This window comes from Proteiniclasticum ruminis (assembly GCF_900115135.1).
GTDB lineage: Bacteria > Bacillota > Clostridia > Clostridiales > Clostridiaceae > Proteiniclasticum > Proteiniclasticum ruminis_A.
Genome location: NZ_FOVK01000008.1, coordinates 17,923 through 30,224 on the forward strand (window position 1 = coordinate 17,923; position 12,302 = coordinate 30,224).

Annotated in this window: 13 protein-coding genes; all 13 read left to right on the forward strand. The window is 43.8% G+C overall.

What is annotated here, in order from left to right:
* Positions 1–56 precede the first annotated feature (56 nt).
* The 13 genes from BM243_RS10990 to rpsI all read left to right on the forward strand — a co-directional run bounded on the left by BM243_RS10990 (position 57) and on the right by rpsI (position 12,146).
* Entirely contained in the window at positions 57–1,004 is a 948-nt protein-coding gene (locus BM243_RS10990) for a DNA-directed RNA polymerase subunit alpha (protein ID WP_031577560.1), read from the forward strand.
* Positions 1,005–1,018: 14 nt separating this feature from the next.
* A complete protein-coding gene (gene rplQ / locus BM243_RS10995; RefSeq protein WP_031577562.1) occupies positions 1,019–1,360 on the forward strand; it encodes a 50S ribosomal protein L17 in 342 nt (113 codons plus the stop codon).
* A 223-nt stretch (positions 1,361–1,583) separates the two neighbouring features.
* On the forward strand, positions 1,584–2,450 hold the full coding sequence (locus BM243_RS11000) for an energy-coupling factor transporter ATPase (RefSeq protein WP_074912412.1): 867 nt from the start codon (positions 1,584–1,586) through the stop codon (positions 2,448–2,450).
* Complete coding sequence (locus tag BM243_RS11005) at positions 2,435–3,304, forward strand: energy-coupling factor transporter ATPase (RefSeq protein ID WP_074912413.1); 870 nt, start codon at positions 2,435–2,437, stop codon at positions 3,302–3,304. The genes BM243_RS11000 and BM243_RS11005 overlap by 16 nt, the downstream gene beginning before the upstream one ends.
* Complete coding sequence (locus BM243_RS11010; protein ID WP_074912414.1) at positions 3,297–4,112, forward strand: energy-coupling factor transporter transmembrane component T family protein; 816 nt, start codon at positions 3,297–3,299, stop codon at positions 4,110–4,112. Before BM243_RS11005 ends, BM243_RS11010 begins: the two co-directional genes overlap by 8 nt.
* A gap of 75 nt (positions 4,113–4,187) precedes the next feature.
* Positions 4,188–4,943, forward strand: coding sequence for a tRNA pseudouridine(38-40) synthase TruA (gene truA, locus BM243_RS11015; protein WP_074912415.1), 756 nt, complete (start codon positions 4,188–4,190; stop codon positions 4,941–4,943).
* A gap of 233 nt (positions 4,944–5,176) precedes the next feature.
* Complete coding sequence (locus BM243_RS11020; protein WP_207646193.1) at positions 5,177–6,319, forward strand: GGDEF domain-containing protein; 1,143 nt, start codon at positions 5,177–5,179, stop codon at positions 6,317–6,319.
* 179 nt (positions 6,320–6,498) lie between these two features.
* Positions 6,499–7,656 (forward strand): GGDEF domain-containing protein, encoded by a 1,158-nt coding sequence (locus BM243_RS11025; RefSeq protein WP_074912416.1) that lies wholly within the window; start codon positions 6,499–6,501, stop codon positions 7,654–7,656.
* Positions 7,637–8,062: a GNAT family N-acetyltransferase gene (locus BM243_RS11030; RefSeq protein WP_083422765.1), complete on the forward strand. Its 426-nt coding sequence runs from the start codon at positions 7,637–7,639 to the stop codon at positions 8,060–8,062. Before BM243_RS11025 ends, BM243_RS11030 begins: the two co-directional genes overlap by 20 nt.
* Positions 8,063–8,565: 503 nt before the next feature.
* A complete protein-coding gene (locus BM243_RS11035) occupies positions 8,566–9,222 on the forward strand; it encodes a response regulator transcription factor (RefSeq protein WP_242943546.1) in 657 nt (218 codons plus the stop codon).
* Positions 9,219–11,009 (forward strand): sensor histidine kinase, encoded by a 1,791-nt coding sequence (locus tag BM243_RS11040; RefSeq protein ID WP_083422766.1) that lies wholly within the window; start codon positions 9,219–9,221, stop codon positions 11,007–11,009. Before BM243_RS11035 ends, BM243_RS11040 begins: the two co-directional genes overlap by 4 nt.
* Before the next feature lie 290 nt (positions 11,010–11,299).
* Entirely contained in the window at positions 11,300–11,734 is a 435-nt protein-coding gene (gene rplM / locus BM243_RS11045) for a 50S ribosomal protein L13 (RefSeq protein WP_031577306.1), read from the forward strand.
* 19 nt (positions 11,735–11,753) lie between these two features.
* Complete coding sequence (gene rpsI, locus BM243_RS11050; protein ID WP_031577305.1) at positions 11,754–12,146, forward strand: 30S ribosomal protein S9; 393 nt, start codon at positions 11,754–11,756, stop codon at positions 12,144–12,146.
* The last annotated feature ends 156 nt before the right edge of the window (positions 12,147–12,302 follow it).

The window sequence follows — 12,302 nt, forward strand, 5'->3', positions numbered from 1 at the left end:
AAGAATCAGTTGCCCTCAGGATTATGTTGCCAATATTCTTTAGGAGGGTTAAATTCATGTTTGAAATAGAAAAGCCAAAGATTCAGTGTGTAGAAACAAGCGAAGATGGAACCTATGGTAAGTTCGTAGTAGAACCGTTAGAAAGAGGCTATGGGATTACTTTAGGTAATGCATTGAGAAGAATGCTTTTATCCTCACTGCCAGGAGTAGCACCCACATCTGTAAAGATTGACGGTGTGCTCCATGAATTCTCCGTAGTACCTGGTGTTCGGGAAGATGTCACAGAACTCATCCTGAACCTGAAGGGACTGTTCATCAAGATGAACGGAGAAGGGCCAAGAAAGATCTATATCGATGCCAAGGGACCTGGAGTAGTAACTGCAGGAGACATCAAGACCGATGGAGATGTGGAAATCGTCAACAAGGATCTTTATATCGCCACCTTGGAAGAGGATGCAAAGCTGTATGTTGAAATCAATGTGGACAGAGGAAGAGGATATGTTTCTCAGATGAGAAACAAGGCGGAAGGCCTGCCACTTTCTACCATCCCAATGGATTCAATATATACCCCTGTGAAGCGTGTCAATTTCACAGTGGATAATACAAGAGTTGGTCAGATCACAGATTATGACAAGCTGACTCTTGAAATATGGACCAATGGCACCATTTTGACAGAAGAGGCCATCAGCCTTGCTGCAAAAGTGCTGATTGAGCACTTTAAGCTGTTCATGACACTGACCAATCACGCCAATGACGTGGAAGTGATGATCGAGAAGGAAGATGACAAGAAGGAAAAGGTTCTGGAGATGACCATCGAAGAGCTGGACCTGTCCGTCAGATCCTATAACTGCTTAAAGAGAGCAGGCATCAATACTGTTCATGAGCTTACAGAAAAGACCATGGATGATATGATGAAGGTTCGTAATCTAGGAAAGAAATCTCTTGAAGAAGTTGAGAGAAAGTTAAAGGACTTGGATTTATCTTTAAAGTCCACTGACGAGTAAAGGAGGTAAGTTAAATGGCTACACTAAGAAAGCTTGGTCGTCCAACCGACCAGAGAACTGCAATGCTGAGAAGTCTTGTTACAAACTTCTTAAAGACTGGCAGAATAGAAACCACATTCTACAGAGCGAAGGAAACAAAGAACATCGCTGAGAAAATGATTACCCTTGCAAAGAGAGGAGATCTCCACGCAAGAAGACAGGTTCTCGCTTATGTTCATGAAGAAGAGGTTGTAAAGAACCTGTTCGACAACATCGCACCAAAGTATGCTGAAAGAAATGGTGGATACACAAGAATCCTGAAGACCGGCCCAAGAAGAGGCGACGGTGCTGAAAAGGCAATTCTGGAGCTTGTATAATCAGAATTTATAAAAGAGGAAGTTCAGCTTCCCTTTAAAAGATGAAGAAAGGGGATTAAGGAAACTTAGTCCCTTTTTTCCATAATAAATGTTATGATGGTACAGTAAACAGTATAGAGGTTTGATGGGACTTCTCTAGTGTTTAAAGTGCCCATTAGAGCATACATCGTGGTCAGCTGTCAGTGAGGATCCTTACCTATGTGGGTACATGCAGGAGGAAGAAATGGAAACAAAAAGAAATACAGACAACAAACCAATCATAGAGGCTGTGGATCTCATGCATTATTATGATGATGGTCCTTCTGGAGAAAAGGAGTATTCTCTGCAAGGAGTCAACCTTTCTGTGAAGGAAGGAGAGTTCCTGGTGGTGCTGGGTCATAACGGATCTGGAAAATCCACCTTCGCAAAGCATATGAATGCACTGCTTCTGCCCCAGGGCGGTAAGATCTACATCGACGGCATCGATGGAAGCATTCAGGAGAATACCTGGGAAGTGAGAAAAAGAGCCGGAATGGTTTTCCAGAATCCGGACAACCAGATGGTGGCTACCGTGGTGGAAGAAGATGTGGCTTTTGGGCCTGAAAATCTTGGGGTAGCACCAGAAGAAATCAGAAAACGTGTGGACAAGGCGCTGAAGGATGTGCAGATGTTTGACTTCAGAAAACATGCGCCGCACCTTCTTTCCGGCGGTCAGAAGCAAAGGGTGGCCATCGCAGGCATCATTGCCATGCGTCCTAAAATCATCATTCTGGATGAGCCTACAGCCATGCTGGACCCCTCAGGACGTCAGGAAGTCATGAAGACCATCAAAGCCCTGAATAAAGATTTTGGCATCACCATCGTCCATATTACCCACTTCATGGAAGAGGCTGTACAAGGAGACCGTATCGTGGTCATGGAAGAAGGAAAGGTCATCATGGATGATACCCCAAGAAATGTCTTCAGCAATGTGGACCTTCTCAAAAGTATCGGGCTGGATGTTCCTCAGGTGACGGAGCTTGCCCATGAACTCATTAAAGACGGGATGAACCTTACGGAGGGCATCCTCAACATCGAAGAGATGGTGGAGGCGTTATGTCGATTAAAATAGAAAATCTAACACATGTATATATGCCAAAGACTCCTTTTGAGACCATTGCTCTGGATGACATCAATCTGGAGCTGGAAGAGGGAAAATTTTATGCCCTCATCGGTCATACAGGTTCTGGAAAGTCTACCCTGATCCAGCACTTAAATGGTCTATTGAAGCCTACCAGCGGAAAGATCTTTGTGGATGGGACAGACATCACGGATAAAAAGACTGTAATGAGTGAGATCCGGAAAAAAGTAGGATTGGTGTTCCAGTATCCAGAGTATCAGCTTTTTGAAGAGACCATCGAAAAGGACATTGCTTTTGGTCCTCGAAATTTAGGCCTTGATGAAGAGGAAGTGCTGAGAAGAGTCAAGAGAGCCATGGAGATGGTGGGGCTGGAGTATGAGAAATACAAAGATCTGTCTCCCTTTGAGATCTCAGGCGGACAGAAAAGAAGAGTAGCCATCGCAGGTGTCGTAGCCATGGAGCCGAAGGTCCTGATTCTGGATGAGCCCATTGCAGGGCTTGATCCAAGAGGCAGAGACGCCATCTTGAAGCAGCTGAAAAAGCTCCATGAAGAATATAAGCATACGGTCATCTTAGTCACCCACTCCATGGAGGATGTGGCGGAGATCGCCGATGAAGTCATCGTCATGAGTGGAGCCAAGGTTCTCATCAAAGCAACCCCAAGAGAGGTGTTCACAAACATCAGCATGCTGGAGGAAGTGGGACTGGGAGCACCTCAGATCACCTACCTCATGCGGGCGCTGAAAGAAAGAGGCCTTTCTGTACGTGAAGACATCTTCACAGTGAAGGAAGCCAAAGCAGAAATACAGCGGGTGCTGAAGGAAGGAGGACAGTGTCATGATTAAGAACATCACCATCGGGCAGTATATTCCCGGAGAGTCCTTCATTCATAAACTGGACCCTAGAACCAAGATTCTGATTTCTATCCTTTTTATTGTGAATCTCTTCCTCGTGAAGAACTTCACTGCGTATCTGTTTATTTTCCTGTTTATCATGATGATGGTTCGGATTGCAAGACTTTCACCCAAGTATCTGTATAAAGGAATCAAGCCTGTCTTTGTGCTGATTCTCTTCACGGCATTTCTGAATATGTTTGTGACAAGGGGAACAGAAGAGACGCTTCTTCTGGAATTCTGGGTGTTCAAGATCTATCGGGAGGGTGTCTACCAGGCAGTCTTTATGACCTTCAGACTGGTGTTCCTCATCATGGGAACCTCCATCCTGACCCTGACCACATCTCCCATAGAACTCACCGATGGCATCGAGAGTCTTCTGAAGCCATTCAAGAAGATCGGAGTTCCAGCCCACGAGTTGGCCATGATGATGAGTATCGCGCTGCGGTTTATTCCAACCCTCATGGATGAGACAGACAAGATCATGAAGGCTCAGATGGCAAGAGGTGCGGATTTTGAATCCACCAACATCATCAAGAAAGCAAAGAGCCTGATTCCGCTCTTGGTGCCGCTTTTCATCTCTTCCTTCAGAAGAGCCGAAGAACTGGCCATGGCCATGGAAGCAAGAAGCTACCGAGGCGGAGAAGGCAGAACCAGAATGAAACAGCTGAAGTATGAAACCAGGGATTTTACAGCTTTTGCGGTGTTTTTCCTGTTGGTGTTCATCACCTTCGGTCTGCGTTACACCAATATTCTGTAGTACAATCAAAGAGACCTCTTTTGGAAAATCGAAAGAGCGTCTCTTTTTTCAAATCATAAAAAGGCAGGAAGCAGCATGAAGAAAATACTGATGTATCTAGAATACGATGGAACGAACTTCCATGGATGGCAGAGGCAGAAAAATGTACGGACTGTTCAGGAAACCTTGGAGAAAGCGCTGAATAAACTCCTCCATGAAGAACCAGTGCTCTCCGGCTCTTCCAGAACTGATGCAGGGGTTCATGCGAGGAAGTATCCAGTGACATTCACGACGCAGTCCTCCATTCCAGGAGAAAAAATGGCCTTTGCTCTGAATCCGCTACTACCAGAGGACCTGAAGGTCAGAGCATCCATGGAAGTGCCCTGCAGTTTTGATGCAAGAAAAAATGCCAGAGGAAAAACCTACACCTATCGAGTGCTCCGGAGAAAGACCCCGTCAGCGCTTTTTAGGAACTATGCAGCCTTCGTGCCACAGGAACTGGATCTTTTGAAAATGAGAGAGGTTTCGGAGGTGCTTCTAGGCACCCATGATTTTACAGGCTTCAAATCTGTGGGCAGCACCGACCCGAATCCTGTGAAGGAAATGAGAAAGATTGAAATCTGGGAAGAAGGTGAGTTTCTTGTGATGTCCTTCACGGCATCAGGATTTCTCTATAATATGGCAAGAATCCTGGCAGGCACGCTGCTGGATGCGGGTCTTTCCCGGGTGACCCCAAGAGATATCCAAGAGATCCTGAAAAGCGGCAGCAGGGGAAAATCCATGGTGATGCCTCCCTGGGGGCTTTATCTGGAAGAGGTTTATTATAAAAGTGAAGAGATGGAAGTGAAGTAAGGATGAAGAAGTTTCATCCTTTTTTTTAGTAGGAAGAAAAATATAGAGCAGTTCATCAGAATATTTGAACGAAATATGAATTTTCATTGGCGGACATAGGGAATTGACGGAATTTGCTTGATAAAATTTGACGATAAATGTAGAATACTTCTACAATGCTGTTTTCATTACAGTTTGAAGATGGATAGAAGTAAGGAAGAGGATTGCGTCGGATTTTGGGATGGGGGATAGAAATGCTGGATTATTTGGTTCAGTTTCAGATTAATGTTTTTGCGCTGGGCATCTTGCTCAGTTTATATCTTTTTATGAGAACTTCAAAGCTCAGAACTTTCACCAACAGGTTGTTGAGATGGATCATCTATGCCACAGCGGCGTCTATTGTGCTGGAGCCACTGACATGGATCTTTGATGGGATGATGTTCCAGGGTGCTTATTTTCTTGAGTACAGCACAAATTTCCTTCTCTTTCTTGTGGGACCAGTCATAGCGGGTCTTCTCCTTTCCTATGTGGATTACCGAATCTTCAATGATGCCACAAGGATTCAGAATAGAGTGTATTACCAGCAGGCTTCCATCATGACGTTTCTGGTGCTTGTGTATAATATATTCAATCCCATCTATTTTCGGATCAACCGGGAGTCCAACAGTTTCAACAGTGGGCCACTAAAAGAGATTCATTATGGGGTCCTTGCACTTAGCTATCTATTTATGCTTTATTTTTTAGCCAGGCACTGGAGGAAAATCACAAGAAAAGAAGTGCTGATTTATGCCATCTGTTTTCTGACGCCCATCTTAGGGATGGTGGTTCAGATCTTTGATTCTAAACTGCATTTTTCCTGGACATCCATTGTCATTGGACTGTTCATGGTGTATATCTTTCTTGAGACCATGCCTTCTGATGAGGACTATCTGACAAAACTTTTCAACAGAAGAAGTTATGAGACAGAACTGTCCTATCTTGTACGAAGCAGGAAGCCTTTTGGTATTCTCATCTTTGATCTTAATGATTTTAAGGAGATCAACGATCTGCATGGCCATCATAAAGGAGATGAAGTGCTGCTCCACTTCGCCAATGCGCTCAGTCATGTGTTTTCTAAAGAGGGACTCGCATCAAGGCTTGGTGGAGACGAGTTTGCCGTCATATTAAGAGGAAACCGGGACCATGTGGACACCCATATCAATAAAGTGAAGACCTATCTCCAGAAAACAGAGGATGAAGTGCTGAAGTCCCTGACCTTCAGTTATGGATTTGAAAAGCACTATATGGATATGAGCATCGATGATCTTTATAAGCAAGCGGACCAGAAAATGTATCTCCAAAAGAAACTGTCCAAAAAAGAGAAAAATCTGCCGGAGAGTATGGCAGAAGGCCTGTAGAACGGGTGCGTGATAAGAGGTTGCCAATGAAAAGAGGCGCCTCTTTTTTTGATACACGGGTGTATCAAAGTGTTATTTTGTTTGACCACGGTGTTTATAAAGTTGTAAAATAAATTAACGGAATATGTCATGAATATTCAGTTCTTTAACAATCTGTGCAACAAAAGAGGAGGGGTAAGATGAGCTATCTGGTTCGGTTTCAGAGCAATATATTAGGTATTCTGGTCCTTATTATACTGCATCTTTTTGTGAAGCTTTCTACCATCAAGACTTTCAGTAAAAAGCTCATCAAACTGATGATTTATGCGGTAGCCGCATCCCTTATTGTGGAGCCGTTTTCCTGGATCCTGGATGAGCGCCAGTTCACAGGAGCATTTATACTGAACCATGTGTTCAACTTTTTGCTTTATCTTCTGGCACCTGTACTGGCAGGTCTTTTTATGTCGTATCTGGATTATCGGATCTACAGGAATCCTTCCAGAGTCTATGAGAAGCGCTTTTATCAGCAGATGACGCTGATCTCTGTTATGATCCTTTTGGTCAATCTGTGGATACCTATATACTACAGCATTGATCCTGTGACCAATCATTATGATGGTTCAGGACCCATCAAGTGGTTTCATTATGTGATGGTCCTCGGTTTCTATGCCTATATGCTGTATTTTCTGCATCAGGTAAAAGATAAACTGTCGAAAAATGAAATTCTGATGTTTATGCTGCTGTTCATCCTGCCTGTCATTGGTATGATCATTTCGATTTTTGAGCCTACGTTTCATCTAGGATGGAGCTCTCTTGTCATCGGGCTTCTTGGCATCTATGTGTTTTTGGAGACTACTCCCTCTGAGGAGGATGTGCTGACCAAGGTCTATAACCGGAAAAGCTTCGAATCCTATGTGGAATATCTGGAAGACTCAAAGATCCCCTATGGTCTCCTGATTCTGGATCTGAATGGATTCAAAAACATCAATGATCAGTATGGCCATCAGAAGGGAGACGAAGTGCTCACACAGTTTTCCGGTCTTCTCCGTCAGGTGTTTCTGGAGGATGGATTTGTGGCAAGACTCGGTGGGGATGAGTTTGCAGTGATTCTTATGGAAGACGAGCCAGAAGTGCCGCTTCATATGAAGGAGCTGAAAAGAAAACTTCAGGAGCTGGAAGACCCTGTCATGCGTGGGATTTCATTCAGCTATGGGTATGAATCAAAAACTGCATTGAAATCTATGCGGGAAATGTACAGAAAAGCCGATCAGAATATGTATCAGTATAAGGCTCTCTACAGAAAGGAGAGAAAAGACTCCAGGGAGGAACAGGAAGAAAGTGAGAATACGTGGATATAGAAAAGAGGACTTGAAGAAAATTGAAGAAATCTGGCTGAAGGGAAATAGAGAAGCACATGCTTTTGTAGCTGAAGAGTTCTTTCTAGATCATCTTCCGATGCTTGGAGAGCTCTTGCCGAAAGTAACCGTACTGGTGTCTGAGGAAGAGGATACTGTCACAGGATTTCTGGGTATAGAAGATGGATTTATTCTGGGACTTTTTGTGGATCCTGTGAAGCAAGGACAGGGAATAGGGAGAAAACTTCTTCAGGAAGCTAAGCGTAAAATGGATACGCTCACTTTGAAAGCCTTTGTTAAGAATGAGAGAGCTGTTGCTTTCTATATAAGAGAAGGATTCACTCAGGCAAGCATTGAGCTTGATGAAACGACAGGTGAAGAGGAAGTGACTTTTGTCTGGAAAAAATAATTTAAAAGTTTTGAAACAGCGGCTGTGGCTCTTGAGAGAGAGTCCATTCAGCGGCTTTTTTTCTGTACAGAATTGTAGCATAGTCTTCTTTATTGACGAAGCGGAAAAGTCTTACTGAAAAACCTTTCTGAAAAGCCTTCTCTCAACTTGGAGAAATTGACGATAGCTATAAAAACCTTGTAGAATTGAACTAATGAAAAGATATAGGCTAGATACGAAAAAAGTGAATTGAACATATTTTTTAGGATGAGTATTTCTCAGAAAATTCTTTTGGGGCATGGCCAGGTAGTAAAGGTGTATGACCATGAAGGATTGTTAACTATTAAGTATAGGTAAGTCAAGAGCACTAATGAAGTAAAAGTCTGTGCCCAAGGTTGAGTATCTTTTAAAGGGATGAACTAGGAAGAAATCTAAGAAGAGTGAAAAGTTCATGAACATCCTCAGGACATATTGTATTGCTACTATTTAGGAGAAAGGTGGGATGACTTATAGAGACAGTATTATTGGTAGAAGATGAAGGGCGTATCAGAGACATTATTTTAGACTATTTCACAGCCCATGAGATGACTTGTGATGTGGCTCGAGATGGCGTAGAAGCACTGGAGTGCATAAGAATCAAGGAATATGATGTGATGATTTTAGATGTTCTAATGCCTAGGTTAGATGGATTTGCCCTCTGTAAGGAAATCCGGAAGAAAAGTAAAGTTCCTATTTTGTTTCTGACAGCTCTGGGATCAGAAGAGGATACCCTCAAAGGCTATGCCTTGGGTGGAGATGATTATGTGACGAAGCCCTTTTCTTTGGCGGTGTTACTGGCCAAAACAAGAGCCCTTATACGTCGGGGACATGGCGAGAACCCATCAGGAGTCTTAACTTGTGGAGCCATTTCTGTGGATACGCGAGGACATTTATGTAAGGTTTTGGGTGGGGAAGTGAAGCTTTCACCCAGGGAATATGAGCTGCTGGTTTGTTTCATGCGCAATAAAGGACAAGTGATGAGTCGAGAACAGCTGCTGGATAAAGTTTGGGGATTGGATTTTCAGGGAGAGGACCGGGCGGTGGATGTGCGGATTCGTAGTTTACGCTTCGCTCTTGGTTCTGCTGGAGGACAGATCAAGACCATGTATAGGATGGGTTACAAGTTGGAGGAGGAGTCATGATGAAAAAAGTTTATCAAAATCATCCTAGAAGGCTCCGACTTCAATTGCTCAGGCCTCTGGCGATCACTTTTCTGATTTTATGGGTAGGTACCATGATGCTAATCACCAATAATCGTGTAGATGAGATTGCAACTCGTGTGCGCATGAACATGGGGAGTGCTCAAAGTCGCATGGATGAATTTTACAATGAATTCTATGAAAGAAATCTAGAAAATAACCTTGGTGTGGAGGCAAAGCACATAATGAGTCATTTTCTAAGTAGTTTATCTTTAGGACAAGTGAGTGAGATGGACGGGGGAATGTCCTTTGTGATGCGTGTAAAAGAGGGCTATGCTGAAAGTCAGTTGTCCTGGGGGTGGGGCTATATTGAAGGGCCTGAGGTGGGTCAAAGGTGGATACTTACTCTGGATGAAGGACTAGATGATCAAGGACAACTGGACTTGGCTCAGTGGATCACTCACAATCGTGAAGGATGGGGCTACACCTTCAACAATGAAACTTCTTCAGCCCAGGGAGAAGAAGTTTTTGCAAGGGTTACAGGTATAGAACGTCCTGGGTATGAAATTTTGGTGCAAAGAATAGAGATTTTTTCAAATGAAGATACTGTGGAAACTATGGTAGAAACGGCGGCAGAAGGTCCAGGGCAGACTTGGGACTTTGCTTTTCTAAGGGTTCAGAGTGTACTACTCCCACCTTTTGGGGGTAATGGAAAAGATGGCCCGATAAATATGGAGAGACGCTTGTCCTCTTTTCGGGAAGCCCAGGACATACTCCATAAGGAAATGGAAAGTCCAGGTCAGTGGGTAGGAGATAGAGATACATTCGTAAGTAGAAGTTCTGATGATCAAGGGGTTCTTCGAGGAGTATCTGCTCATGTGGACTTTCTGCCTGCGGCACTAAAAGAAGAAAGAGGGCTCTATCTAAGTTCTGCAGCACTCACCATCTTTGTCCTAGTGATTCTTTCAGCCAAGCTCTCCAAAGAAGTGTCTTTACCAGTGGAGGAGCTTTCTAGAAATGTGAAAGATGGGCGAAGTCTAGTGGATGGGCCCATTGAAGAGCTCAATACTCTTGGGGTGGCTTTTGAGCAAGCAAAAAAACGTGTGGAGGAGGAGCTGGAAAGGGAACGCAGCTTCACCCGTTCTGCGGCCCATGAACTGAAAACCCCCTTGGCCATTCTTCGAGCCCATGCGGAGTCTGCAAAAGAGAACATTGCACCTTTAAAAAGAGAGGGGTATTTGGATGTTGTGCTAGAGGAGTGCGATAACATGGCCAATCTTGTGGGCAGTTTATTGGATTTGTCAAGGCTGGAGTCAGGGCTTTCTTTATCCATGGAGGAGGTGGATCTGGCTGCATTGATAAGAGAGGTGTGGTTCTCTCTGAACCTTCATGTGGAGAAGAAAAACATAAAGCTCCAATGGGCTTTGGAAGAGGGACACTTTAGGGGGGATCCCAAGAATTTACATAAGATCGTATCGAACCTTGCCTCTAATGCCATAGCTCATACACCCCAAGGCGAAACGATTAAAGTATCTCTTTATAGTACCAAGGACCAGGTGATCATTGCGGTGGATAATGAAGGTATGAACATAGCAGAAGAACATCTAGAGAAGATATGGACACCCTTTTATCGGGTGGATGCTTCAAGAAATCGTGAAGATGGGGGCACAGGGCTTGGACTTGCCATTGTTCGGGCGGCGGTGCAAGCCCAAGGGGGGACCTGTAGTGTGAAAAACCGTGAAGGCGGGGTATGTTTTCAGATTGCCTTACCGAAATCCATAAGATCCTGAGTTTTCAATTGGCTTTGCAGCCAAGGTTTTTGGGGTGAAATGAGCAGAAAAATTTCACTAGGAAAATCTTTTAAAACCTGAGAAAACCTCTTTCTTTCCAAGGAAGTATCATGTATAATGTTTAGGTACCAGAAAAACAGGATTATTGACATCTAGTGGAAGATGTTCTATAATATTCATGTTTGTAAAAATACTTGTGCTGATCCACTAGCCCCGGATCACGCAATGGAGTAAAACCTAAGAAAGAATAGTAATAGGAACCCCAATTGTGGAGTTTCGGGAGGAAAGAAATGAAGTCATATTTAGCAAAGCCAGGATCATATCAGCCAAAATGGTATGTCATCGATGCTGCTGGAAAGCCTCTCGGTAGAGTAGCGAGCCAGGTGGCACTGATTCTAAGAGGAAAAAACAAGCCAGAGTTTACACCAAATGTAGACATGGGAGATTTTGTCATCATCATCAATGCAGAGCAGGTTGTTCTTACCGGTAAGAAGCTGGATCAGAAGATGATGAGAAGCCATTCCAAGTACCCAGGTGGACTGAAGGAGACTCCTTACAGAGAAGTACTTGCAAAGAAGCCTGAACTAGCCTTCTCCGAAGCAGTCAGAAGAATGCTTCCTAAGGGAGTACTGGGAAGAAACCAGTCTAAGAAACTTAAAGTGTACAGAGGAGAAAATCATCCTCACGCAGCTCAGAACCCAGAAGTTCTTGAGCTAAAGTACTAGTCGGGAGGAGGAAATAAAAATGGCAAAAGTTCAATACATGGGAACTGGTAGAAGAAAGAAATCTATCGCAAGAGTTAGACTTGTACCTGGATCAGGTGCAGTTACAATCAACAAGAGAGACATCAAGGACTATTTCGGTCTTGAGACTCTGATTCTTGTTGTTAATCAGCCACTTGTTCTTACAAACACAAAGAGCGCATATGACGTTCTTGTAAATGTACACGGTGGTGGACTTTCCGGACAGGCTGGAGCAATCAGACATGGTATCTCCAGAGCACTTCTGAAGGCTGATGAGACCCTTAGAGGCGAGCTGAAGAAGGCTGGATTCCTGACAAGAGATCCAAGAATGAAGGAAAGAAAGAAGTATGGTCTGAAGAAGGCTCGTAGAAGCCCACAGTTCTCCAAGAGATAATACAGACGAATATTTGTTTATTCAAAACCTTTCAGCTATGCTGGAAGGTTTTTTGCTGCTCATAAACAAGATCCTTCGGACGATGATGAAAAATGTACCTGCTGTTCTCATGGACTGCACAGAAATAAGAATGGGCATGATTCTCTGCAGTATCTG

Bases quoted from the DNA above. Each gene is read 5' to 3' on its own strand.
- BM243_RS10990 (WP_031577560.1), top strand. From the start codon at position 57: ATGTTTGAAATAGAAAAGCCAAAGATTCAGTGTGTAGAAACAAGCGAA.
- rplQ (WP_031577562.1), top strand. From the start codon at position 1,019: ATGGCTACACTAAGAAAGCTTGGTCGTCCAACCGACCAGAGAACTGCA.
- BM243_RS11000 (WP_074912412.1), top strand. From the start codon at position 1,584: ATGGAAACAAAAAGAAATACAGACAACAAACCAATCATAGAGGCTGTG.
- BM243_RS11005 (WP_074912413.1), top strand. From the start codon at position 2,435: ATGTCGATTAAAATAGAAAATCTAACACATGTATATATGCCAAAGACT.
- BM243_RS11010 (WP_074912414.1), top strand. From the start codon at position 3,297: ATGATTAAGAACATCACCATCGGGCAGTATATTCCCGGAGAGTCCTTC.
- truA (WP_074912415.1), top strand. From the start codon at position 4,188: ATGAAGAAAATACTGATGTATCTAGAATACGATGGAACGAACTTCCAT.
- BM243_RS11020 (WP_207646193.1), top strand. From the start codon at position 5,177: ATGCTGGATTATTTGGTTCAGTTTCAGATTAATGTTTTTGCGCTGGGC.
- BM243_RS11025 (WP_074912416.1), top strand. From the start codon at position 6,499: ATGAGCTATCTGGTTCGGTTTCAGAGCAATATATTAGGTATTCTGGTC.
- BM243_RS11040 (WP_083422766.1), top strand. From the start codon at position 9,219: ATGATGAAAAAAGTTTATCAAAATCATCCTAGAAGGCTCCGACTTCAA.
- rplM (WP_031577306.1), top strand. From the start codon at position 11,300: ATGAAGTCATATTTAGCAAAGCCAGGATCATATCAGCCAAAATGGTAT.
- rpsI (WP_031577305.1), top strand. From the start codon at position 11,754: ATGGCAAAAGTTCAATACATGGGAACTGGTAGAAGAAAGAAATCTATC.